This window comes from Bacillus sp. V26 (genome assembly GCF_034296245.1).
Classification (GTDB): Bacteria; Bacillota; Bacilli; order Bacillales; family Bacillaceae; genus Bacillus; species Bacillus halotolerans.
Genome location: NZ_JAXKQF010000005.1, coordinates 227,112 through 248,482, shown reverse-complemented (window position 1 = coordinate 248,482; position 21,371 = coordinate 227,112). Strand labels below are relative to the sequence as shown.

The window sequence follows — 21,371 nt, the reverse complement described above, 5'->3', positions numbered from 1 at the left end:
CTCATAAAGATAGACACTAAAAGCGGAGGGTGATGAAGGATGAAAATATTAGGCATAACGGCTGTTTTATTAATTTGTTTGTTGGTGATTTCAGTTTTCATGGACATGCTTCAAGGATTCAGTTTGGGAAAAGCCATTTATAATAATATGTCCAGCTTCAAGATGACATCGTTTGCGGAATGGATGATGCTTTTATTTTTTGTTTTGTTATTGGTGAGAGAGATATTCGTGATCTATAAATCGAACAAAAAAAGCCCCTAGAGCGAGGCGCTTTTGTTCAGACGATAATATTTCCATTTACCTTATCTCCGCTGTTGTTGGTGATGGTTCCTTTGATGATTCGATTTCCGATGATGGTGGAATTGGTTGAGGTGTCCGTTTGAATGGCCACCGCTGTGCTTGCGGAGAGGTTATTGATGGTGTTCCCTGAAATGATAGAGCCTGAGGAGCCGTTGAGATAAATCACAATCGGTCTGCCGGCTGTTCTATTGACTGAAAGAGTGTTATCAAAAATGTCATGAACGCCGGTACTGATATAGATGGTCACTAAAAGAGGAGATCTTTCAAAGTGGTTTCCGATAATAGAGGTTTTTGCACTTGTCGTACAGTAAATCGGGTAATTTTTAAAGTTTTTAAATGTATTGTTTTTAATAATGGCGCCAGCATTGTTTGTGACAGAAACGGCATACGATTCAAGGGCCGCTTCAAACGCGTCGGGGTTAAGCGTATTTCCTTCGATCAACGCGCTTCCTTGAGCGATCCAAATGCCGCGGCTGAATTTTCTCAGCACATTGTCTTTAATGATCATATCGCCTCCTGAAATGTTCACCCCGTCGATGACTTGAATAAGACAGTTATTCAGAAATGCGGTATTATCAGACAGCACCGCTCGAAGGCCGGTACTGCGCCTTGTTTCAGAAAGTCCGTTTTGAATCTGGTTGCCGTCTACCTTTACGTCGGAAGATTGATAAACCAATATCCCTGTGTTTTCAAAATTGCTGATTTTGTTGTTCGTGACAAGAACGCTCTTTCCTCTGACATCAATTCCGGTTGAAAATCCGGTAATGAGGTTGCCGGCGATCACTGCATCACTGCTTTCTTTTCCTTGTGAAACACCCAATCCGGTAATCCCGACTCTAGGCGCCGCAGCCGCGTCTTCCGCCCTTCTGAGAATATTCCCCTTAATGACCGTTTGAGTGCCGTACCCATAGCTGATCGTATTGTCTGAGTGGTTTCCTTCTATTGAAATGCCGTACCCATTAAAATTGGTCACAGAACTTGAAACGTTTCCATTAAAATAGTTATTTCGAATTGAGACATTGAGCGGTTCCTCATAATCAATATTTCCTTCACCATATCCTTCAATATCAATTCCGAATTTCGGCGCTGTTCCATTTCCCGTTCCGGCACCTTCAATCACGCAGCCCTCCACCGTAACTGTGTCACATCCGGTAATCGAAATGTTATTTCTCCTCGATCGCCGAACCTTACAGCGGCGGATGGTAATGTGCTCTGATGTTCGATAATCGTTATTTGTCTTTAAGCCCCGCGGACTGATAATGATCCCATCTCCAGTAAAATCAGAAATATTAACATCATCAACGACAACATTCGAACACCCTTCAATACAAATGCCGAAGCCCCATTCATGGGTTGACCTTATCCCCGCGGACGCATACGTATGCTCGTCGCGCTCGCCGATAATTTGTCCACCGGAAATGGTTATATTCTCTTGCTTGCCTACATAAAATGCAGAATACCCCCAGGAGCTGTTCGGAATGACTTTGATGATACACTCAGAGTCCATGACGATATTAAGATTGCCGGGAACAATAATCCCAGCGTTGCGAAACACCTGGTTCGCATCCCCTCCAAGCGTCCCGTCAATTAAATATGTTCCTTTCGGGAACCAGACTGTATGGTACCCCTTTGAAGCAGCCGCGCTTAGGCACTGATTAATCAGTTCTGTCGAATCCGTTTTGCCGTCCCCTGAAATACCGAAATCTGCTGCATTCAAGATGAATTCAGCCAATGATCCAACCTCCTCCCGCATGATTGTTACCATGATATTCGCGGCAGCCCGATCTGCTTGTACATTTCTCTAAAATTTTATTAAAAAAGTATAAAGAAATACTATCGTTAGAAAATGTAACAAAATGAGACATAAGAAACAGGAAAAACTCACTATTTTCTACCTTTATAGTTTTTCCATTCTGGAACTTCTTGAAATGAGTATAATTTATATTGACACAAGTATTATATAAGAATATGATTTTTATAATACACTTTTTTAAGAAAGGGTTTGGCTGACATGGCTTCGATTGATAACGAAAGTATCATTAAAAGCGTCCCGCAAAAAGGGTTCTTTGGTCACCCGCGAGGACTATTTACACTATTTTTCACCGAATTTTGGGAGCGTTTCTCTTACTATGGAATGAGAGCAATCTTGCTTTACTATTTGTATACAGAGACGGTAAACGGAGGGCTTGGCTTTGACAAAGGCACTGCGGTTGCCATTATGTCGATTTACGGATCACTCGTATACATGTCCACTATTATTGGCGGATGGCTCGCTGATCGGGTATTCGGTACCGCAAACACCGTGTTTTACGGCGGCATATTTATTATGTTCGGCCACATTGCACTCGCCTATCCGGGCAGCGCGATAGCATTCTATATCAGCATGGTGCTTATCATTATCGGAACAGGCTTATTAAAACCAAACGTTTCGAGCGTCGTTGGAGATCTTTACACGAAAGAAGACCCGCGCCGCGACTCAGGTTTCAGTATTTTCTACATGGGGATTAACCTCGGCGGTTTACTCGCGCCGTTAATTGTCGGAACACTCGGACAGAAGTACAACTATCATCTCGGCTTCGGAGCTGCCGCGGTCGGAATGCTTCTTGGACTTATCGTATTTGCTTTGACAAGAAAGAAAAACCTCGGGCCTGCAGGTTCAAATGTCCCGAATCCGCTGTCTAAAAAATCTGCAATTGGCACCGGAATCGGTGTTATCATTGTGGCGATCGCAGTGATGATCTCTGTACAAACAGGCGTGCTGACGATCAACCGTTTCATCGACCTTGTAAGTATTCTCGGTATTTTGATTCCTGTTATTTATTTCATCATCATGTTTACAAGCAAAAAAGCGGACAAAACAGAAAAATCTCGTCTTGCTGCTTACGTTCCTTTGTTTATCGGTGCTGTCATGTTCTGGGCCATTCAGGAACAAGGAGCGACCATTCTTGCGGTATACGCTGATGAACGCATAAGACTTTCATTGGGCGGAATAGAACTTCAGTCATCTTGGTTCCAATCATTAAACCCCTTGTTTATCGTCATTTTCGCACCAATTTTCGCATGGCTTTGGATGAAGCTTGGCAAACGCCAGCCGTCTACACCAGTTAAATTCTCAATCGGAATTATTTTAGCCGGATTGTCATTTATCATTATGGTATTCCCGGCTATGCAAGGGAAAGAAGCACTCGTAAGCCCGCTGTGGCTCGTTCTCAGCTTCCTGCTTGTCGTGCTTGGAGAGCTGTGCCTGTCTCCAGTCGGTTTATCCGTGACAACGAAACTGGCGCCAGCTGCATTCTCTGCACAGACAATGAGTATGTGGTTTCTGACTAACGCAGCAGCCCAGGCAATCAATGCCCAAGTAGCCGGGTTGTTTGATAAAATACCTGAAACAACTTACTTCGGTACCATCGGCTTGATTTCTATCATACTCGGCGGCATTCTGCTGCTGATCTCACCGATCATCAAACGTGCGATGAAAGGTATCTTATAATAAAGAAAATCCCGCAGATCAGCCCTGCGGGATTTTTATTTTTCTATCCATTCCATTAAGCTTTGCCCGAAGGTCTGCGGTTCCTCCAGCATCGGCTGGTGCCCGCTCTTTTCAAAGATGACCTTCTTCACATGCGGATATATACCGTCAACGGCATCCCACAACGATACAGGAGCAACCAAATAGTCATATCTGCCTAAACCGATATAGACAGGAACATGAACGTCTGCTAACCGCTGTATGAGGTTCATCTGCGCGAATGTATGTCCCCATAATTCATCTATGATCGGCATATTGGTGTCAACACCTTCCCATAAAGCTGCCGCATTCGGCCTCTCTTTATAAAAGCTTTTCGCTTCAGCTCGAATGCACATGTGCACGAAACGCCTTTCAGGATCTTTTTCTATGTCACCTGCTAAACTTGCAATATCTTTTTCGAAGCGTTTCTTTCTCTCGGGGCTGGCTGTTTCCCTAAAAAACGCTTCACTGTCCCGCTGTCTCTTTTGACTGTTATCAGGCGCTGAATTGAGGAGCACGGCCTTTCGCACATGCTCAGGGTACTTTCTGGCGTATTCTAATGCCATAAACGCGTGCCCAGAATGTCCCATGATGATAACATCCTTAAGCTGAAGATGGCGTCTTATCGCTTCAATATCGTCCAAAACTGCATCCAGGCTTTGATCTTCCGGCCGCAGCGCCCGCGCCGGCTTGGCAAAACCCCTGTGATCGGCAAATATCCATTGATATTTCTGTTTGATATCCTGATGAAATAGACGCGGGTAGTAAACCGCACTGCCGATTACGAGAATCGGCGCGCCCTCTCCTTCAATACAATAAGATAAATCAAAACCGTCTAAATGACAGATCCCCTTTGTGACCATTCCTCACGCCCCCTTTATCTTTATATGGTTCATTATACTAATAAAAGCCTGACGCATGGCGTCAGGCTTTTTCATTTATCGTTTTAATTCCTCAAGCGTTGCTTCCCATCTGTTCAGCACCTCTTCAGCATTGTGAAGCTGTATCCTGACCCCGGAAGTTATATCAGCGTACTTTGCAACATCCTCCTTAGCTGAAGCGATACGGCAGGCAAAGCGTTCCCTGTCATAGACCGCATCGTTCAGCGGCGGGAGCGGCTCACATTGCAGTTTCACGTAATGAGCGGCTCCTTTCCACCATGCAGTAAGCTGGGCTTGTCCCGTGCGAAGGATATTTCCCGCGGTCTCTGTGTTTTTCCACAGGGCGATCCGGATATCCGTCCGATTCAGAGCGATGATTTCTCCGGCGCTGATCATAGCGGCATGCGGCCAGCCGTCCTCCGATACCGTGTGCAGAACGAAGGCTTCATGCTGCTTTTCTTTCAAACGTTCCCCGTCAAGCAGCTCAAAGAGACGGTCTGATAGTCGGTTCACGCCGATCAGGCCTTTCGTTCCGGAACAGCGGGAACTTCAACCGCTGTTTCTGTTTCTTTTGGATCGATTTTAAAGGCCGGATTATATTTTTGCGGATTTGTAATACTTTCCGGTTCACATGATCTCCATGTAAAAAAACATGTTTGGCATTGATAGACTTCCCATGCTCCTTCTACAGGCGATTTACTCATGACTTCTCCTTTTTTTGAATCACATCGAGGACATGTATGCATGTCGAATCATCCTTTCCTTATTTATTCATCAAGTCCATTAGTTTTTGTTCCCATTCTTTTGTTGTTAATGGAGAATCAAGCGGCTGTGAATAATGGCCTCTTGTTTCCGGCGCAACAGGTGTTGTGGCATCAAGAATCATTTTGTGCGTGATTCCTGATGGATTGGATCCCGGGTCAAGCGGCAGGACAGATAAATCCGGTATAATGACCGCATCGTGTTTCGGGTGCATTTTTGTAGAGAGCGCCCACATGACCTGCGGCAGGTTGAATGGATCGACATCCTCGTCAACAACGATAACCATTTTGCAGTAGCCTAGTCCGTGCGGGGTTGTGAGCGCGCGCATGCCGACCGCTTTCGCAAATCCGCCATAGCGGTTTTTTGTTGATACAATCGCGATTAAACCATGTGTGTACATGGCGTTCACAGCCACAATTTCATTCGGATACGCTTCTTTTAACTGCTGATACAGCGGCACACAAGTATTAATGCCGATCATGTAATCACATTCTGTCCACGGCATGCCTAAGTATAAATGTTCAAAAATCGGGTTGTTTCTGTGATACACGCGGTTAATTTTGATAATCGGCATGCTGCGTCCGCCGGAATAGTGCCCTGTAAATTCACCGAATGGCCCTTCATATTCACGTTCTCCGGCAATGATTTCTCCCTCGAGCACAACTTCTGCTCCCCATGGAATATCAAGGTCAGACAGCTTTGATTTTACGATGCGGTACGGTTCTCCTTGGATTGCTCCCGCCATTTCGTATTCGGATTGATCATAGAGAAGCGGAGTGGATGCCGCGGTTGTAATGACCGGTTCACATCCGAGCGCAATCGTGACCGGAAGATTGATGCCGCGTTCTTCGGCTTGGCGCAGATGGATTGCAATATCATGCTGCGGCACAGGCTGAATACCGAGGCGGTCTTTTCCCTTTACCTGCATTCTGTATATGCCGACATTCTGTTTGCCGAAGTTGTCAGGGTCCTCAAGGTCGCGGGAGATGACGCATGCTTTGTCTAAATAGTAACCGCCGTCTCCTTGGTTAATCCTGAAAAGAGGCAGGATATCGAACAAATTGATGTCCTCTGTGATTTCATTTTCATGAAATGGCGCTGTTTCTTCGCGTTTGACAGGCATCGGAAACTGTTCATATCGCTTCGCAAATTCAAAAAACTGTTCTTTCACCGGTGTATCTTTCGGCAGTCCCAGCATCATCGCGTGGTTCGGCCAAGAGCCGATGACATTCATCGCGATTTGCGCATTGTTGTAGCCGTAAATATTGTTAAATAACAGTGCAGGGCTTTTATCGCCGAGGTTGCTGGCTGCCCGTGCAGCTGCTCCCAGATCAGGCTCAGGCTTTACCTCTTCATTCACCGTTAACAATTGTCCCTCTTTTTCAAGGGCAGCGAGAAATTCTCTGAAATCTTGATAAGCCATCATCAAGCTCCTCCTTTTTGTTTTTCAATTCCATTCCAGCGCTTTGCCTCAGAAAGGCGCAGGCCGAATTGGTCCAAAGTTCTGAATACAATATGGTCAACCATTTCTTCTAAGCTGCTCGGCTGATTATAAAACGCCGGCATAGGAGGAAGAATAATCGTCCCCATTTTTGTGAGTGCAAGCATATTTTCGAGATGAATCTGGTTCAAAGGTGTCTCTCTTGTTAAGAGAACGAGCTTTTTCCGCTCTTTCAGCATGACATCAGCCGAGCGAGTCAGCAGATTATCCGCCATCCCGGTGCGGATGCTCGCAAGCGATTTCATACTGCACGGCGCCACAATCATGCCATCGGTATCAAACGAGCCGCTGGAGATGGCAGCCGCCTGGTCCTTGTGCGAGTATGTGTATGTGGCCAGCTTTTCAACTTCTTTTAACGTGTAGCCTGTTTCATGTTTGATGGTAACGTTAGCCCAAGGAGACACAACGAGATGGGTTTCCACTTCCGCTGCCTTCAGCCATTCTAATAGCCTGACACCGAAGATAGCCCCTGTTGCCCCTGTCATTCCGACAACGAGTTTCAAATTTTGCCCCTCCTTCACGCTTGAATTCTGTCTTCATTTCAATCATACTCCTGATATATCCATATGAAAAATATTCGTTAAATCTATAATCAATACCTAAAAGGTATATAAAAGGAGGCCCTTCTTTGGACATTCGTCAGCTGCGATATTTCATTACCATTGCCCAAGAACAAAAGATCACCTCTGCCGCCAAAAAACTCCATATGGCGCAGCCGCCGCTAAGCAGGCAGCTCAAACAGCTGGAGGATGAGCTGGGTGTTGTATTGTTTGACCGTAATAAGAAAAAACAAATGACTCTTACATATGAAGGAAGCATTTTTCTCAAAAGAGCCAAAGAGATTCTGCACAGGTTTGAAGATGCGGTCATTGAGGTACAAGAGCTGAGGGAGGAGGTTGCCGGCACGCTGGCTGTGGGTTCGACGATTTATTGCGCCTCTCTTATGCTTGAGAAGGTGACGCAAATGAAAGAAAGATATCCGCACCTCACCTTTAATATTTGGGAGAACGAACCGGCAACGCTGTTAGAGCTGCTGGAAAGCCGGCAAATCGACGCCGCTGTCACGACAACCATGATAAAAAGCGATACCGTCCAATTTAAAAAGCTTGACGACATTCCATGTGTGCTCGTTCTTTCTGATGATGCCGGGTATACATGCGGAGACACCATTCAAATGGAGGACATCCCTTCTTTCCCGCTGATTCTGCTGCGGCCTGTGAACGGAAAAGGCGTTTATAACCAGGTTATGAATGAATTTCAGCGTCTTCAGCTGGAGCCGCGTATTGTTTGTGAATGCCACGACTCAGCAACACTGCTCAGTCTCGTCTCATCAGGATTTGGCGCGTCCATTCTGCCCGTCACCATGATTCCTGTTCATATGAGAAACCACATTCACACAGTTAAAATCGAAAACAACCCCTTTGTTATGACACCGGCTGTCATGTGGAGAACTGACAGTTATTTGCCAAAACCGGTACAGCAATTTTTGAATTTATTTTAAGTGTTTTTGTCTCATGAAAACCAAATACTTGACTCATACTAAAAAAAAGTTATCCTTTAGATTTGTAAGCTATTTTTTCATTTCAACAAAATTAATCAGAAAAGTGGGGAATAGAATGAAAAAAGCACTTTTAGCTTTATTCATGGTCGTAAGCATTGCAGTTCTCGCAGCTTGCGGAGCAGGAAATGACAATCAGTCAAAAGATAACGGAAAAAACGGCGATCTTTGGGCTTCAATTAAGAAAAAAGGCGTACTGACAGTCGGTACAGAAGGAACGTACGAACCGTTCACTTATCATGACAAAGACACTGACAAGCTGACTGGCTATGACGTGGAAGTCATCACAGAAGTCGCAAAACGCCTTGGACTGAAAGCCGAATTCAAGGAAACACAGTGGGACAGTATGTTTGCAGGACTGAATTCCAAACGGTTTGACGTCGTTGCCAACCAAGTCGGAAAAACAGATCGTGAAAACCAATATGACTTCTCAGACAAATACACAACATCAAGAGCTGTTGTCGTGACGAAAAAAGACAACAACGATATTAAGTCTGAAAAAGACGTAAAAGGAAAAACGTCAGCTCAATCACTGACAAGCAACTATAACAAACTAGCTGCAAATGCCGGCGCGAAAGTAGAAGGCGTTGAAGGCATGGCGCAGGCCCTTCAAATGATCCAGCAAGGCCGCGTCGACATGACGTACAACGATAAGCTTGCCGTATTAAACTATTTAAAAACATCAGGCAACAAAAACGTAAAAATCGCGTTTGAAACAGGCGATCCGCAGGAAACGTATTTCACGTTCCGTAAAGGAAGCGGCGAGGTTGTCGACCAAGTCAACAATGCATTAAAAGAAATGAAAGAGGACGGGACTCTTTCTAAAATCTCTAAAAAATGGTTCGGCGAAGATGTTTCTAAATAATATACCGGCACTGACGCTTGGCACGGCGATCCCGTGGGATCTGGTGCAGCAGTCATTCTGGCCGATACTTTCAGGGGGAATCTACTATACGATTCCCCTTACGATTCTTTCCTTTATATTCGGAATGATACTGGCGCTGATTACGGCGCTTGCCAGAATGTCGAAAGTGAGACCTTTGAGATGGGTGTTCAGCGTATACGTATCCGCCGTACGCGGCACTCCACTACTCGTTCAATTGTTCATCATTTTCTATCTGTTCCCGGCCTTTAACATTACACTAGATCCTTTTCCAAGCGCAGTCATTGCCTTTTCCTTAAACGTCGGCGCCTATGCATCTGAAATCATCAGGGCATCTATTTTATCCGTGCCGAAGGGGCAATGGGAAGCTGGCTATACCATCGGCATGACACACCAGAAGACGCTGTTCCGCGTCATTTTGCCGCAGGCGTTTCGTGTGTCGATCCCGCCATTATCCAATACCTTTATCAGCCTGATCAAAGATACATCTCTTGCATCTCAGATTCTCGTCGCTGAGCTGTTCAGAAAAGCTCAGGAAATCGGCGCGCGCAATCTCGATCAGATTTTAGTCATTTATATTGAAGCGGCCTTTATTTATTGGATGATCTGCTTCTTGCTTTCGCTCGTCCAGCATGTCATCGAACGGCGTCTTGACCGCTACGTGGCCAAATAAGGAGGTTCCGAGTATGCTTTCCGTTAAAGGATTAAACAAATCATTCGGTCAAAATGAAATTTTAAAAAAGATAGATATGAAGATAGAAAAAGGAAAAGTCATCGCTATACTTGGGCCTTCCGGTTCAGGGAAAACGACGCTGCTTCGCTGTCTGAACGCGCTGGAGATCCCGAATCGCGGGGAGCTTGCATTTGATGATTTCTCCATCGATTTTTCAAAGAAAGTGAAGCAGTCGGATATCCTTCAGCTCCGCCGGAAATCGGGAATGGTGTTTCAGGCGTATCACCTCTTCCCTCACCGCACAGCCCTTGAAAACGTGATGGAAGGCCCCGTTCAGGTGCAAAAACGAAACAAAGAGGAAGTCAGAAAAGAAGCGATTCAGCTTCTGGAGAAAGTCGGATTGAAGGACAAAATGGATTTATATCCGTTCCAGCTTTCCGGCGGCCAGCAGCAGCGCGTCGGCATCGCCCGCGCACTGGCAATTCAGCCTGAGCTGATGCTGTTTGACGAACCGACCTCAGCGCTTGACCCTGAGCTTGTGGGTGACGTACTGAAGGTTATCAAGGATTTAGCCAATGAAGGCTGGACCATGGTCGTTGTTACCCACGAAATCAAATTCGCCCAGGAAGTGGCGGACGAAGTCGTCTTCATAGACGGCGGCGTCATCGTGGAGCAGGGGCCGCCTGAGGAAATTTTCTCTGCTCCAAAAGAAGAACGGACCCAGCGGTTTTTGAATCGGATTTTGAACCCGTTGTAAAACCTTAAACAGGGCGCCTGCCGGCGGCCCTGTTTTTTTGTTGAGCCCCTTTCGCCTATTCCGCCCTTTTGTCAGATATGCTACAATGACAATCGATTGATTTTTACGAAAGAAGGGACTTCACGTGAAGCGAGAACTTGTTCTGCGCTGGACATTTTATTTTGCCGGTCTGCTTATTTTGTCTTTTGGTGTATCCCTTACGATAGAAGGAAAAACGCTGGGGATCAGTCCGTGGGATGCATTTCATTACAGCCTGTTTCAGCACTTCGGGCTTACCGTCGGCCAGTGGTCCATCATTATTGGAGCGCTCATCGTCGGATTCACATCGTTGTTTACGAGGGCCTGGCCAAAAATTGGGGCGATCCTGAACATGGTGCTTATTGGTGTTTTTATAGATTTTTTCAATTTTCTTCTGCCTGCCCCCTCCACCTACACAGGCTCCGTCATCGTCTTCTCTCTCGGCGTGCTGCTGATTGGCTACGGCGTCGGTGTTTATGTATCAGCGGGCCTTGGCGCGGGGCCGCGTGATTCACTGATGATGCTGATTACAGAAAAAACCGGCTGGAATGTGCAATGGGTGCGGAACGGCATGGAAATAACAATTTTGTTTGCAGCATGGGGCATGGGCGGTCCGATCGGGTTAGGTACAATTTTAACCGCCATCCTCACCGGTATCATTTTGCGCTTTTCATTGCCGCAATCAATCCAGCTGCTGAATTATGCTGTGGCAAGGCGGACAGCCGCTGTGAAAGCAACTCCGCCTATACACTAAAACAAAGCCGCTTCGGCTTTGTTTTTTTATTTTCTCCTCTATATGAGTCTTGTTGAAGTATGATAGGATGGTTTTGACAATCTTTTGCAGACGGAGGATCTAGAATGAAAATTTACGGAATTTATATGGACCGCCCGCTTTCACAGGCAGAATCGGATCGGCTGATGTCTTTCGTTTCCGCTGAAAAACGGGAGAAATGCCGGAGATTTTATCATAAAGAAGATGCTCACCGCACCCTGCTGGGAGATGTGCTTGTTCGCTCTGTCATCAGCGAGCAGTACCAGCTGAATAAAGCCGATATCCGATTCAGCGCGCAGGAATACGGGAAGCCTTGCATCCCTGACCTCCCCAATGCCCACTTTAACATTTCCCACTCCGGCCATTGGGTCATCGGCGCGTTTGATTCAGATCCGATCGGCGTCGATATTGAAAAAATGAAGCCAATCAGCCTCGGGATTGCCGAACGTTTCTTTTCGAAGAACGAGTACAGCGATCTTTTATCCAAACATAAAGACGAGCAAAACGATTATTTTTATCATCTATGGTCTATGAAAGAGAGCTTTATCAAGCAGGAAGGCAAAGGCCTGTCGCTGCCGCTTGACTCCTTCTCCGTGCGCCTGCATGAGGATGGCCGAGTATCCGTCGAGCTTCCGGAACACCATACGCCTTGCTTTATCAAAACGTATGAGGTAGATCCCGGCTATAAAATGGCTGTGTGCGCCGCCCGACCTGATTTCCCGGAGGACATCACGATGATCTCGTACGAAGCGCTTTTATAAATGGCTCATCAGCAGCTTAATGCCGCGCTCAATATCTTCAGTCTTCACATTGGAAAGATTGATTTTTAATAGATTTTCTTTCGGATAGTCTGATAAATAATGGCGGTCAATCGCTTCAAGGAGAACCTCTTGTTTTTTCATCTTTTGAATCACTCTTGATGCCGGCAGGTCCTCAGGAAGCACCAGATGGGTATGCATGCACGGGGCCTGGCCGCTGGAAAATAGAAAGCGGCCGCGGCTCGATTGTCCGTGAGTTTGAATGGCTTCATGAAGCCTGAGGAACCGTTCCTTATAGGAATTTCTGATTTTCTCCTTGTGCCTGCCGAACATTCCGCTTTTGATGTAAATTTCTAACGCGGCTTGAGAAATCATCGAGCAGTCAATGTCGTTCAGCTTTTTGTACGTATGAAATGTGTCAGTCAGCGCATTTGGCAAAACGGCGGCCCCCACGCGAAGGCCGGGAAATATCATTTTTGAAAAGCTTTTTAAATAAATCACATGTGAGGACAGATCGTATGCGTACAGCGGGTCTGCCTTTTTATTTTCCTCGAGATCACCGAGATAGTCATCCTCAACAAGATAGACGTCATAGGCTGCCGCCAATCTTACCAGCTCTCGTTTGTCCCGTTCGGCCAGTGAGCTCCCAAGCGGGTTATGGAAGCGTGGCATCGTATAAAAAAATTTGATCGGTTCTGTTTGAAACAGCCGCTCGACTTCCGCTAAATCAAGCCCCTGCTCCGTTCTTTTTATCCCGAATGCAGGGATGCCCAGTGTTTCCAGCTGTTCAATCATCAAATGATAGCCTGGCTGTTCAATGGCGATCTTCTCTTTCCCATTGGGAAACGGCATTGCACATAGCAGGGATAGTGCCTGCTGGACGCCGGATGTGATAAACATATGCCGCTCGTCCGCAAATACCTGCTGATCAGCAAACAGCTTTCGCAGTACATGGATGAGCGACGGGAGGCCCTTCGGCGTTCCGTAGAGAAACAAATCATGCTTGTATGTATCAATCGCTTTGTTGATGCAATGCTGAAAATCCACATACGGAAAAATATCAGGGTCCGGCGCAGACGTTGCAAAGTCGATTGGGCCTGACTTGCCGTGATGCGGCTTCCTCGTCTTTTTCACAAGATAATAGCCGCTTTTCGGAACAGAATAGATGAGATGGCGTTTTTCCAGCTCTTGCAGCGCGCGGATCACCGTGCTTTTGCTGACTTGATAGCGGGCGGACAGCTGCCTGATGGAAGGCAGCCTGTCTCCTTCTTGATAGACACTGCTTTGCATCATTTCCTCTATCTGTATGAAGACACTGATATACTTCTCCATTCTTTCTCCCCCTGTTTTGTACCGGTACAGTTCATTGTTTTTCTCATTGTACCGTTCCTATCCACCCCATACAATAAAAGGGAGCGGCCGGCTCTATTATTTATATAAAGGAGCACTTCCTGTATGTATAAAAACCAGCAAACCTCAGCTTATCTTGCAGCTATGTTAAACGCTTTGATTATCGGGTTATCCTTTCTTTTCGTAAAAATCGCGCTGCAATCGGCAGAACCATTTGATATTCTTGCACACCGGTTCACCCTTGCGTTTGCAGCGGCTACTATACCTGTCTTATTCGGATGGGTGAAGCTGTCCATCCGTTTAAAAGATGTAATGGCTATTTTGCCGCTCGCCCTGCTGTATCCGGCGCTGTTTTTCAGCTTTCAGGCATTCGGCCTGGTGTACTCGTCATCCTCTGAAGCCGGGATCATTCAGGCATCGATTCCGATTTTCACAATGGTCTTTGCCGCTTATTTTTTAAAAGAGCGATCGACGTGGGCTCAAAAAGGCTTCACCGTGTTATCAGTTGCGGGGGTCATGTTTATTTTTGTGATGAAGGGCGTGAACGTTGAATCGGCCAGCCTAAAGGGATCTGTACTCATTCTCTTGTCCGCTCTGTCTTCAGCTATGTACAATACCGCCGCAAGAAAAATGACACAGCGTTTCCGGCTGATAGAGCTCACCTACATCATGTCAGCGATTGGATTTGTCGTCTTCAATGCCATCGCCTTGGTTCGGCACGGCGCTTCCGGAACGGTCGGCACTTACTTCCATCCATTCCGGGAACCCGGCTTTATCCTCGCGATAGTGTATTTGGGCGTGTTATCCTCGCTCGTTACTTCGTTTATGTCCAACTATGCGCTGTCCCGGATTGAGGCGTTTAAAATGAGCGCCTTTAATCATTTGTCCACCATCGTGACGATGATTGCCGGAGTTGTGGTTTTGAACGAAAGCCTAGCCTGGTATCACCTTGCCGGTGCGGTTTGTATTATCATCGGCGTGCTGGGAAGCAATGCCGGTCTCCGAAAAAGAAAGCAAACCGAAAAATCCATTTCTATGAACAAATGAGATGTTATGTTAGAGTTGAAGAAAAAATGGTTTGAGGTGCAGTGTAAGAATGATTCAACACAGTTTCTTCCTAGAGGGAGCCATTTCATTACAAGATATGAGATGTTACTTTTTATCCCGGCAAAGAATATCAGCATTGTTTTATTTTATTTATATTTTTCTTCTATCTTTATTGGTGTATTCGCTTTATGGATTTCCGATTACCGTTTATGAAAGCGAAACACTCGAAGTGATATATAATGGTATTTTCATAGCGATTCTATCCTTGATCTTTACATTGCTTTTGATTGCTTTTCATTATATAAGGCTGCGTACCAGCTATAAGAACAATAAACGGCTAAAACGCAAAAGGACATATACCATTAACCGGCAAGGCATTCAAATTCAATCCAAAAACTATAGTACATTGTTTGAATGGGATGAAATAAAGGCAGTTGCAGAATATAAACACTTTTTCTCTATCAAAACTTCTAGTCACCAGGTCATCTTAGTTCCTAAACGTTTTTTTGTATTCGAAAATGAGCTCCACTCATTCAGACAGCTTGTAAAAGAACATGTACGTGCCAAAAAAGTAAAATGACAAATTTAAAAAGAGGGTTTTCCCTCTTTTTTATGTTAATGAGATATGCCGCTCCATTGAGTAACATTCTCTTCAGCTAATGGAGATTTACCCCTCAACACTCTCTTCGTTATGAACATGATTGTTTTTTTTGATTGGCGCCAGCTCCAATAATGCTGATAAACTTACAAGCACCAAACACACAACAATAATCAGCAAATAATTATGATTCATGTCAAAAAACAATCCGCCCACATACACACTGAGAGCGCCGGCGATTTGATGGATAAAGAAATTGATGCCTAGGAGCGAGCCGATAAGCCCGGTTTGAAAGCTTTCAGAAATGGACGCAGCAGTCAGCGGGATCACGCCTGTGTAGCTGAGTCCGAATAACAGCGTAAAGCCCAAGTACCAGAGCTCACTGTTATGAATGCCGAGTGCGGGAACGAGCAGGCAGATCAAGCTGATGAGACGAATGAAAAACAAAATGGACAGCATCATGCTTCTGCTGCCAAGCAAATCTGACAGCCATCCTGCCAATAATCCCCCGATGATAATAAATGCCCCGAATGCAGCCATCATTCCGTTGATATGAGAGACATGCGCATCCTCCAGCATTGGAACGAGATGAGCATCAATGATTCCCATCGTAAATCCGCACGTAAATACGCCGAAGTACAGGATATGAATGAGGCGGGACTGCTTTAACACCTTCCAAAATCCCTGCCAGTCATAAGATTTTTTCACGGACTGCCCTTGGACATTGGGCGGGTGCTTCATTCCGAAGACCAAAAGAGGCAGCAGGACAGCCGCTAAGAAAATGCCCAATATTGTATACGCAGTTTGCCAGCCTGCATAGTAAGGAGCCGCAGCCCAAATCGGTGACAGCAGCAGCAAACCGGCTGAATTTGCATTGGTCAAAATGGCGAGCGCCAAGCCTTTATGCGTGTCAAACCAGCGGCTGATAAAATACTGTGTCGTCACGCCAACCGCGCAGGAATAGCCGATTCCGCCGAGCACTCCGTAGATCACGGAAAATAGATGGACATTCGGCGAATGCGGAAGCGCCAAAAAGCTTGCGCTGATACAAATGGCGCCGATCCCCATAATCTTTCTGACGCTGAACCGGTCAATAAAAAAGCCGACAAAAAACTGAACGACACCTGTTGTGATCATAAAAATGCTGACGGAAGCCGAAATCAGCGACCGGTCGGCGTGAAAGGTCTCTGCCATCGGGAGCATAAAAAATTGAAAGGAATTTCTGAATGAGTTCATTCCGATGGCGAAGACAAACGTGAACAGCAATACTAACCATTTCATCTTAGGAGACGCGCGAAGGATGTGCCGAGACATTTTTCCTGACCTTCCTTTATTTGAGTATTGCGACTATTATATCATGAAAAAATTTACATTCTATATAAAAAAAGCGAACAGCACAGTGCTGTCCGCTTTTTCATTAGGAACTGGAAATCGGATGCTGATTCAAAATCGCAAAAATCCGTTCCGCCACTTCCTCCGTATTTGACAGCAGAAACATATGCCCGCCGTCAAATTCATGGAACGTGATGTGTTTCGCCCACTTCTTCCAGCCTTCCGCATCCCGGATGCATTTTTCGTCATTCAGTCCGTTAAAGACGTGGACCGGCGATTGGATTGGTGTCATGTCGTTAAGCTCGAATTGTTCAAGAGCCCGGTAATCCGATCTGAACGAAGGAAGGAAAAATGACATAACTTCTTTATTTTCAACGAGCTCTGCGGGCATTCCGCCTAATTTGATAATATGATCGAGAAATTGATCATCAGGCAAATGCGATACTTTTTTCCGCTGAATATGCGGCGGCTGAATCGCAGAAATAATCACAGCCTGCGGAAAAATGCCTTCACGCTCCAGTTTTTGTGCCAGCCTGAAGGTGATCATGCCGCCCATGCTGTGCCCGAACAGCACAAACGGCCGATCTGGATGCAAATGTAATTCTTGCTTGTACAAATCAGTCAGCTGCTCGAGATCCTCAACGGCTGACGTCTGATTCGTGCCGTGCCCGGGCGGTTCAGCTGCAAGCATTTCACACTCCCCCTGCAAAAAAGCATGGAGAGGGCGAAATGACGCCGAGTAGCCGCCGGCAAACGGAAAACAGATCAGCTGCGTTTTTTCCGATGCATCAAATGATTTGAAGAGTTGGCTCATTGGCCGGCTCCCCCTTTCATCGCTTCCTTAAGAAAGCGTTATGGTTTGTTTATTAAGAAATTCGCGCAAAATCCCGGCATTCCTATCAAGACATTCGCCCTGCAGCATTTCGGCGTGTGTACCGAAGCCTTTTTTCACACGATAAGCGCCCGTTGTCGCCTCTTCCCACGATGAAAGCCATTCAGGCATTTCAAAGTCAATATTAGAGGTCAGCAAATCAATGTCCGCTTTCACTTGGCCCGAGCTGATCAGGTTGACGTAGTATGAGTAGAAGGCATGTGTTTTTTTCTTGAGCCCCTGCTTGACGGCTTCGCTATTGAGCGCTTCATTGTCCCGATTTACATTCATCAGCGCCTCGACATCGTTTTCGACCGTGCGTCCGTCCAGATCACTGACGCCTTGTTTTTTATAGGAATCCACCATGATAATCCGCTGTACGGTGCGTCCCTGCTCTTCAAGTTTTTTAGCGGCTTCAAACGCCAGGCTGCATCCTGCTGAATAACCAAACAGTGTCACAGGACCTTCCGGCTGAAGCTCCTTGATCAGAGCGGCATAACGGTCAAGACGGTTTTCCTCTTCAATAAAGTCAAAGGCGCACAGCTTGTATGACGGCAATTGCTTGGCCAGATTCTGATACATTAAGCCATATCCCAATACCGGCGGGAATGCGAAAATGATGTCATCCTGATCCGGATTCATGATTGTAACGTCCTGAAGTCCTTCTGAGCCTCCGTTTTTCAGATATGCTGAAATGCCGGCAATCGTCGGCGCTTCAAACAATAGCTTCACCGGAAGGTCAATTCCGAGCTCTTTTTTGATGCGAGAAGCGGCTGTCATCGCCTTTAAGGAATGGCCGCCAAGCTCGAAGAAATCGTCATGGATGCTGACTTGTTTTCTGCCGAGAATCTCGGACCAGATTTGCGCGATTGTTTCTTCCGTTTCATTTCGAGGCCCAATCCATTCTTGCGATATCTGATCTTGCTCCGGTTTTGGCAGCAGACGTTTATTGACTTTTCCGTTTGTTGTTAAAGGAAGCTCGTCCAAGAACGTAAATGTCTGCGGCACCATATAAGCAGGAAGCTGTTTTTTCAGGTGTGCCTTAACGTCTCCTGCTGAAAGCTGTGTCCGGTTCACGAGGTAGGCGTTAATTGATGCGTCCCCAGACTCGCGGCGGTCCACCACGACGACCGCGTCTTTTACTCCGGGATATTCCTGCAGCTGCTTTTCGATTTCTTCCAGCTCGATCCGGTGTCCCCGTATTTTCACTTGATCATCAATGCGGCCGGCGTATTCAATCGTACCGTCAGGCAGCCAGCGAGCGAGATCCCCGGTGCGGTAAAGTGTTTCTCCCGGTTTGAACGGGTTGGCGGTAAATTTCTGCTTGGTCAGCTCATCACGGTTTACATAGCCTTTTGATACGCCCATTCCGCTGATGCATAGTTCACCGACCGCTCCGAATGGCTGGAGCTGATTTGATTCATTGAGAATATAAATACTTGCGTTGCTGATCGGCTTTCCGATCGGCAGTGAGGAGATAGACTCCGGAATCCCGTGCACAACGTGTGCTGTTGCAAACACCGTGCCCTCAGTCGGGCCGTAGCAGTTAATCAGCTTGCCCGGCCCCATGATCCGCAGCGCTTTCCTGACGTGAGGCACAGACGCGCGTTCCCCGCCAAATAACACACAGCGAAGCCCCTTCAGCCAATCCTCTCCTGCATCTGTGAGAAGATTAAATAAAGCTGTGGTCGCAAACATGACGCTGACATTCTCTTGACGGATGAGACTCGTGAGACGGTCTGTATCAAGCAGTGTATTTTCATCTGCGATAATCAGCCTTGCTCCATTCAAAATGGAAGCGTAGAAATCAAAGGTAAATGCGTCAAAAGCGTAATTCGATACAGATAAGAACGTGTCTTTTTCAGAAAACGTCATGTAGTCAACGTACTTCACTAATCCTTGAATATTGGCATGCGTCGTGATATTTCCCTTTGGTTTTCCGGTTGTGCCTGATGTATACATGATATACGCCGCATCATCGGGTGCAATCGCGGTTTCAGGATCGCTTGCCTCTTCTTCAAAACGGATGGGATCATCAATGATGAGTGTTTGGCCTGTAAATGGCAGCCGATTCGCTTGCTCTTTCATCTCTTGATGTGTAAGCAGACAAGCCGCCCCGCTGTCGGTCAGCATATATGAAATTCGGTCATCCGGCAGCTTAGGATCAACCGGCACATAAGCAGCTCCCGCTTTTAACACACCGAGAATCCCAATCACCAGTTCCAGCGAGCGCTTCGTGTACAATGCAACAACTGAGCCTTTGCCTGCCCCTTGCTTTTGCAAACGGCGTGCGAGGCGGTTCGTTTCCTCGTCTAATTCGTGATAGGACAGCGTTCGGCCTGCAAATGTGAGCGCCGGTGCACTTGGATTGACGTCCACCGCCTCCTTGAACCAATCCGTCAGAGGTTTTGGCTCACACGTTTGAGGTGCCGGATTTAAGCCGTTAAGCAAGTACTCTTTTTCTTTTTCGTCAATGAAATCAATGGTGCTGACAGGCTGATCCGAATGCTGAATAAGCTGCTGAATCGCTGTGAGAAGCTGGGATTTTAAGCGCAGCATAAACGCTTCATCAAACACATTCTCATTATAGGCAAGCTTGATCAGCATTTCGTCACCCGGGGAGGCCATCAAATTGAGATCGTAATTTGACTTCTCAAATACATGGACATCCTCCATATCGAATCCGTTTTGTCCGCTTTCTTCATTGCTTTCATCCTGAAGCGGATAATTTTCAAACACGATGATGTGGTCAATCAATTTCGGCTGGTTGGCTTGGCTTTGGATGTCATAAAGCGGCACATATTGATGCGGTTCTGACTCAAGTGACTGCTCCTGAAGCTGCTTGAGCAAACCGTTGAACGTCATGTTTTCAGCCAATTTCACTCTTCTTGGAACAACGTTGATAAACAGGCCGACCATATGTTCAACGCCTTTGATTTCCGCGGGACGCCCGGAAACGACTGTACCGAAAGCCAAATCGTCAGACCGCTGATAACGGCTGATCAGTACGCTCCAAACTGCCTGTAAAGCGGTACTCAAAGTGGTGTGCTGAGATTTCGCAAGCTCTGTAAAAGCTTTTGTTTCCGCTTCCGGCAGTGAGAAGAGAAGTTCTTTCGGTTCGTACCCTTCCTTTTGTTTCTTTCTTTGCTCCGCAAACGTCGTCTGTCCTTCAAAGTCTTCCAAGTACTCGCGCCAGTAGCGGAGCGATGCTTGTTTATCCTGCTTTTCAAGCCACTTGATGTATTCCTTATACGGTTTGACAGGCGGCAGACTGTACGGCTTTTGTTCGCGCAAAGCATTGTATACCTTAAACAGATCCTGCACGACGATGCCGAAGCACCATCCGTCCAAAATAATGTGGTGGTAGCTCCACACCCATTCAAAGCTGTTGTCAGCTTTTTTGAAGATGGCTGCCCTCATCGGAATATCCCGCGTTAAATCAAAGCCTTTGATCTTATCCTGTGCTTTGTATTCATTGATTTTGTCCGTTTGTTCACTTTCGGATAAATGCGTCAGATCTATTTCTTCTATATGAAATCGACGTTTTTTTAATACGACTTGAACGGGCCTTTTTACTTTTTCGTGAATGAACACGGTACGAAATACATCGTACCGGTCCATGATGACATTCATGCTTTCTTCAAGGCATTTGATATTGAAGTCGCCCTTTACTTTCATCGTAATTTGTTCAAGGTAAAAGCTCTGGCCGGGATTAAGGATGGTATGAAACAGCATCCCCTCCTGCATCGGCGATAGGTAATACATATCTTGAACCTGATCTTTGCTAAATTGACTCATATGT

The 21,371-nt window shown here is 46.2% G+C and carries 19 protein-coding genes and 1 pseudogene; 10 read left to right on the top strand and 10 right to left on the bottom strand.

Annotated features, from left to right (window positions below):
* The first annotated feature begins 39 nt into the window (after window positions 1-39).
* Window positions 40-261 (top strand): hypothetical protein, encoded by a 222-nt coding sequence (locus UJ203_RS16020; RefSeq protein ID WP_024120204.1) that lies wholly within the window; start codon window positions 40-42, stop codon window positions 259-261.
* Window positions 262-277: 16 nt separating this feature from the next.
* On the opposite strand, the gene UJ203_RS16015 is transcribed toward UJ203_RS16020, so the two are convergent.
* Window positions 278-2,032 carry a right-handed parallel beta-helix repeat-containing protein gene (locus UJ203_RS16015; RefSeq protein ID WP_322012322.1) on the bottom strand — a complete coding sequence of 585 codons (1,755 nt, stop codon included), beginning with the start codon at window positions 2,030-2,032 and terminating at the stop codon, window positions 278-280.
* Window positions 2,033-2,311: 279 nt separating this feature from the next.
* Here UJ203_RS16015 and UJ203_RS16010 point away from each other — a divergent pair, with 279 nt between their 5' ends.
* Window positions 2,312-3,790, top strand: a complete 1,479-nt coding sequence (locus UJ203_RS16010) for a peptide MFS transporter (protein ID WP_044161897.1) — start codon at window positions 2,312-2,314, stop codon at window positions 3,788-3,790.
* A gap of 35 nt (window positions 3,791-3,825) precedes the next feature.
* Here the strand turns inward: UJ203_RS16010 and UJ203_RS16005 are convergent, their stop codons facing one another.
* The 5 genes and pseudogenes from UJ203_RS16005 to UJ203_RS15985 all read right to left on the bottom strand — a co-directional run bounded on the left by UJ203_RS16005 (window position 3,826) and on the right by UJ203_RS15985 (window position 7,492).
* Window positions 3,826-4,671: an alpha/beta hydrolase gene (locus UJ203_RS16005; RefSeq protein ID WP_322012319.1), complete on the bottom strand. Its 846-nt coding sequence runs from the start codon at window positions 4,669-4,671 to the stop codon at window positions 3,826-3,828.
* A gap of 75 nt (window positions 4,672-4,746) precedes the next feature.
* On the bottom strand, window positions 4,747-5,211 hold the full coding sequence (locus UJ203_RS16000) for a pyridoxamine 5'-phosphate oxidase family protein (RefSeq protein WP_322012435.1): 465 nt from the start codon (window positions 5,209-5,211) through the stop codon (window positions 4,747-4,749).
* Window positions 5,208-5,435 carry a phenolic acid decarboxylase subunit BsdD gene (gene bsdD / locus UJ203_RS15995; RefSeq protein ID WP_268511269.1) on the bottom strand — a complete coding sequence of 76 codons (228 nt, stop codon included), beginning with the start codon at window positions 5,433-5,435 and terminating at the stop codon, window positions 5,208-5,210. Before bsdD ends, UJ203_RS16000 begins: the two co-directional genes overlap by 4 nt.
* A gap of 17 nt (window positions 5,436-5,452) precedes the next feature.
* The gene (gene bsdC / locus UJ203_RS15990; protein ID WP_024120198.1) at window positions 5,453-6,874 is read right to left on the bottom strand and encodes a phenolic acid decarboxylase BsdC; all 1,422 of its coding nucleotides are present in this window, start codon (window positions 6,872-6,874) and stop codon (window positions 5,453-5,455) included.
* Window positions 6,875-6,876: 2 nt separating this feature from the next.
* Window positions 6,877-7,492 (bottom strand): annotated as a pseudogene (locus tag UJ203_RS15985) (non-oxidative hydroxyarylic acid decarboxylases subunit B).
* Between the two features lie 88 nt (window positions 7,493-7,580).
* On the opposite strand from UJ203_RS15985, the gene UJ203_RS15980 reads away from it, so the two are divergent.
* From UJ203_RS15980 to UJ203_RS15955, 6 genes are all read left to right on the top strand, one after another.
* Complete coding sequence (locus tag UJ203_RS15980; protein WP_322012315.1) at window positions 7,581-8,453, top strand: LysR family transcriptional regulator; 873 nt, start codon at window positions 7,581-7,583, stop codon at window positions 8,451-8,453.
* A 115-nt stretch (window positions 8,454-8,568) separates the two neighbouring features.
* Window positions 8,569-9,375 (top strand): cystine ABC transporter substrate-binding lipoprotein TcyA, encoded by an 807-nt coding sequence (gene tcyA, locus UJ203_RS15975; protein WP_322012312.1) that lies wholly within the window; start codon window positions 8,569-8,571, stop codon window positions 9,373-9,375.
* Window positions 9,362-10,066 carry a cystine ABC transporter permease TcyB gene (tcyB, locus tag UJ203_RS15970; RefSeq protein WP_024120194.1) on the top strand — a complete coding sequence of 235 codons (705 nt, stop codon included), beginning with the start codon at window positions 9,362-9,364 and terminating at the stop codon, window positions 10,064-10,066. The genes tcyA and tcyB overlap by 14 nt, the downstream gene beginning before the upstream one ends.
* 13 nt (window positions 10,067-10,079) lie before the next feature.
* On the top strand, window positions 10,080-10,823 hold the full coding sequence (gene tcyC, locus UJ203_RS15965) for a cystine ABC transporter ATP-binding protein TcyC (RefSeq protein ID WP_105991514.1): 744 nt from the start codon (window positions 10,080-10,082) through the stop codon (window positions 10,821-10,823).
* A gap of 124 nt (window positions 10,824-10,947) precedes the next feature.
* Window positions 10,948-11,595, top strand: a complete 648-nt coding sequence (locus UJ203_RS15960) for a YczE/YyaS/YitT family protein (protein WP_024120192.1) — start codon at window positions 10,948-10,950, stop codon at window positions 11,593-11,595.
* 104 nt (window positions 11,596-11,699) lie between these two features.
* Complete coding sequence (locus tag UJ203_RS15955) at window positions 11,700-12,374, top strand: 4'-phosphopantetheinyl transferase family protein (protein ID WP_059291970.1); 675 nt, start codon at window positions 11,700-11,702, stop codon at window positions 12,372-12,374.
* On the opposite strand, the gene UJ203_RS15950 is transcribed toward UJ203_RS15955, so the two are convergent.
* Window positions 12,369-13,703, bottom strand: coding sequence for a PLP-dependent aminotransferase family protein (locus UJ203_RS15950; protein ID WP_305934629.1), 1,335 nt, complete (start codon window positions 13,701-13,703; stop codon window positions 12,369-12,371). The genes UJ203_RS15955 and UJ203_RS15950 overlap by 6 nt on opposite strands.
* A 123-nt stretch (window positions 13,704-13,826) precedes the next feature.
* Here UJ203_RS15950 and UJ203_RS15945 point away from each other — a divergent pair, with 123 nt between their 5' ends.
* On the top strand, window positions 13,827-14,768 hold the full coding sequence (locus UJ203_RS15945; RefSeq protein WP_044161909.1) for a DMT family transporter: 942 nt from the start codon (window positions 13,827-13,829) through the stop codon (window positions 14,766-14,768).
* 49 nt (window positions 14,769-14,817) lie between these two features.
* On the top strand, window positions 14,818-15,348 hold the full coding sequence (locus tag UJ203_RS15940; RefSeq protein ID WP_305934630.1) for a YcxB family protein: 531 nt from the start codon (window positions 14,818-14,820) through the stop codon (window positions 15,346-15,348).
* Between the two features lie 87 nt (window positions 15,349-15,435).
* Here UJ203_RS15940 and UJ203_RS15935 read toward each other — a convergent pair whose 3' ends face one another.
* The 3 genes from UJ203_RS15935 to srfAC all read right to left on the bottom strand — a co-directional run bounded on the left by UJ203_RS15935 (window position 15,436) and on the right by srfAC (window position 21,367).
* Window positions 15,436-16,680 carry an MFS transporter gene (locus tag UJ203_RS15935; protein WP_322012302.1) on the bottom strand — a complete coding sequence of 415 codons (1,245 nt, stop codon included), beginning with the start codon at window positions 16,678-16,680 and terminating at the stop codon, window positions 15,436-15,438.
* A 103-nt stretch (window positions 16,681-16,783) separates the two neighbouring features.
* Window positions 16,784-17,512 (bottom strand): surfactin biosynthesis thioesterase SrfAD, encoded by a 729-nt coding sequence (srfAD, locus tag UJ203_RS15930; RefSeq protein ID WP_059291975.1) that lies wholly within the window; start codon window positions 17,510-17,512, stop codon window positions 16,784-16,786.
* 27 nt (window positions 17,513-17,539) lie between these two features.
* Entirely contained in the window at window positions 17,540-21,367 is a 3,828-nt protein-coding gene (gene srfAC / locus UJ203_RS15925; protein WP_322012297.1) for a surfactin non-ribosomal peptide synthetase SrfAC, read from the bottom strand.
* Window positions 21,368-21,371: the final 4 nt, after the last annotated feature.

What these genes read in the sequence shown, in the direction of transcription:
- UJ203_RS15955 (WP_059291970.1), top strand. Translation starts at nt 11,700, where the DNA reads ATGAAAATTTACGGAATTTATATGGACCGCCCGCTTTCACAGGCAGAA.
- UJ203_RS15950 (WP_305934629.1), bottom strand. Translation starts at nt 13,703, where the DNA reads ATGGAGAAGTATATCAGTGTCTTCATACAGATAGAGGAAATGATGCAA.
- tcyB (WP_024120194.1), top strand. Translation starts at nt 9,362, where the DNA reads ATGTTTCTAAATAATATACCGGCACTGACGCTTGGCACGGCGATCCCG.
- UJ203_RS16020 (WP_024120204.1), top strand. Translation starts at nt 40, where the DNA reads ATGAAAATATTAGGCATAACGGCTGTTTTATTAATTTGTTTGTTGGTG.
- bsdC (WP_024120198.1), bottom strand. Translation starts at nt 6,874, where the DNA reads ATGGCTTATCAAGATTTCAGAGAATTTCTCGCTGCCCTTGAAAAAGAG.
- UJ203_RS15945 (WP_044161909.1), top strand. Translation starts at nt 13,827, where the DNA reads ATGTATAAAAACCAGCAAACCTCAGCTTATCTTGCAGCTATGTTAAAC.
- tcyA (WP_322012312.1), top strand. Translation starts at nt 8,569, where the DNA reads ATGAAAAAAGCACTTTTAGCTTTATTCATGGTCGTAAGCATTGCAGTT.
- UJ203_RS15935 (WP_322012302.1), bottom strand. Translation starts at nt 16,680, where the DNA reads ATGTCTCGGCACATCCTTCGCGCGTCTCCTAAGATGAAATGGTTAGTA.
- UJ203_RS16010 (WP_044161897.1), top strand. Translation starts at nt 2,312, where the DNA reads ATGGCTTCGATTGATAACGAAAGTATCATTAAAAGCGTCCCGCAAAAA.
- tcyC (WP_105991514.1), top strand. Translation starts at nt 10,080, where the DNA reads ATGCTTTCCGTTAAAGGATTAAACAAATCATTCGGTCAAAATGAAATT.
- UJ203_RS16005 (WP_322012319.1), bottom strand. Translation starts at nt 4,671, where the DNA reads ATGGTCACAAAGGGGATCTGTCATTTAGACGGTTTTGATTTATCTTAT.
- bsdD (WP_268511269.1), bottom strand. Translation starts at nt 5,435, where the DNA reads ATGCATACATGTCCTCGATGTGATTCAAAAAAAGGAGAAGTCATGAGT.
- UJ203_RS15940 (WP_305934630.1), top strand. Translation starts at nt 14,818, where the DNA reads ATGATTCAACACAGTTTCTTCCTAGAGGGAGCCATTTCATTACAAGAT.
- srfAC (WP_322012297.1), bottom strand. Translation starts at nt 21,367, where the DNA reads ATGAGTCAATTTAGCAAAGATCAGGTTCAAGATATGTATTACCTATCG.
- srfAD (WP_059291975.1), bottom strand. Translation starts at nt 17,512, where the DNA reads ATGAGCCAACTCTTCAAATCATTTGATGCATCGGAAAAAACGCAGCTG.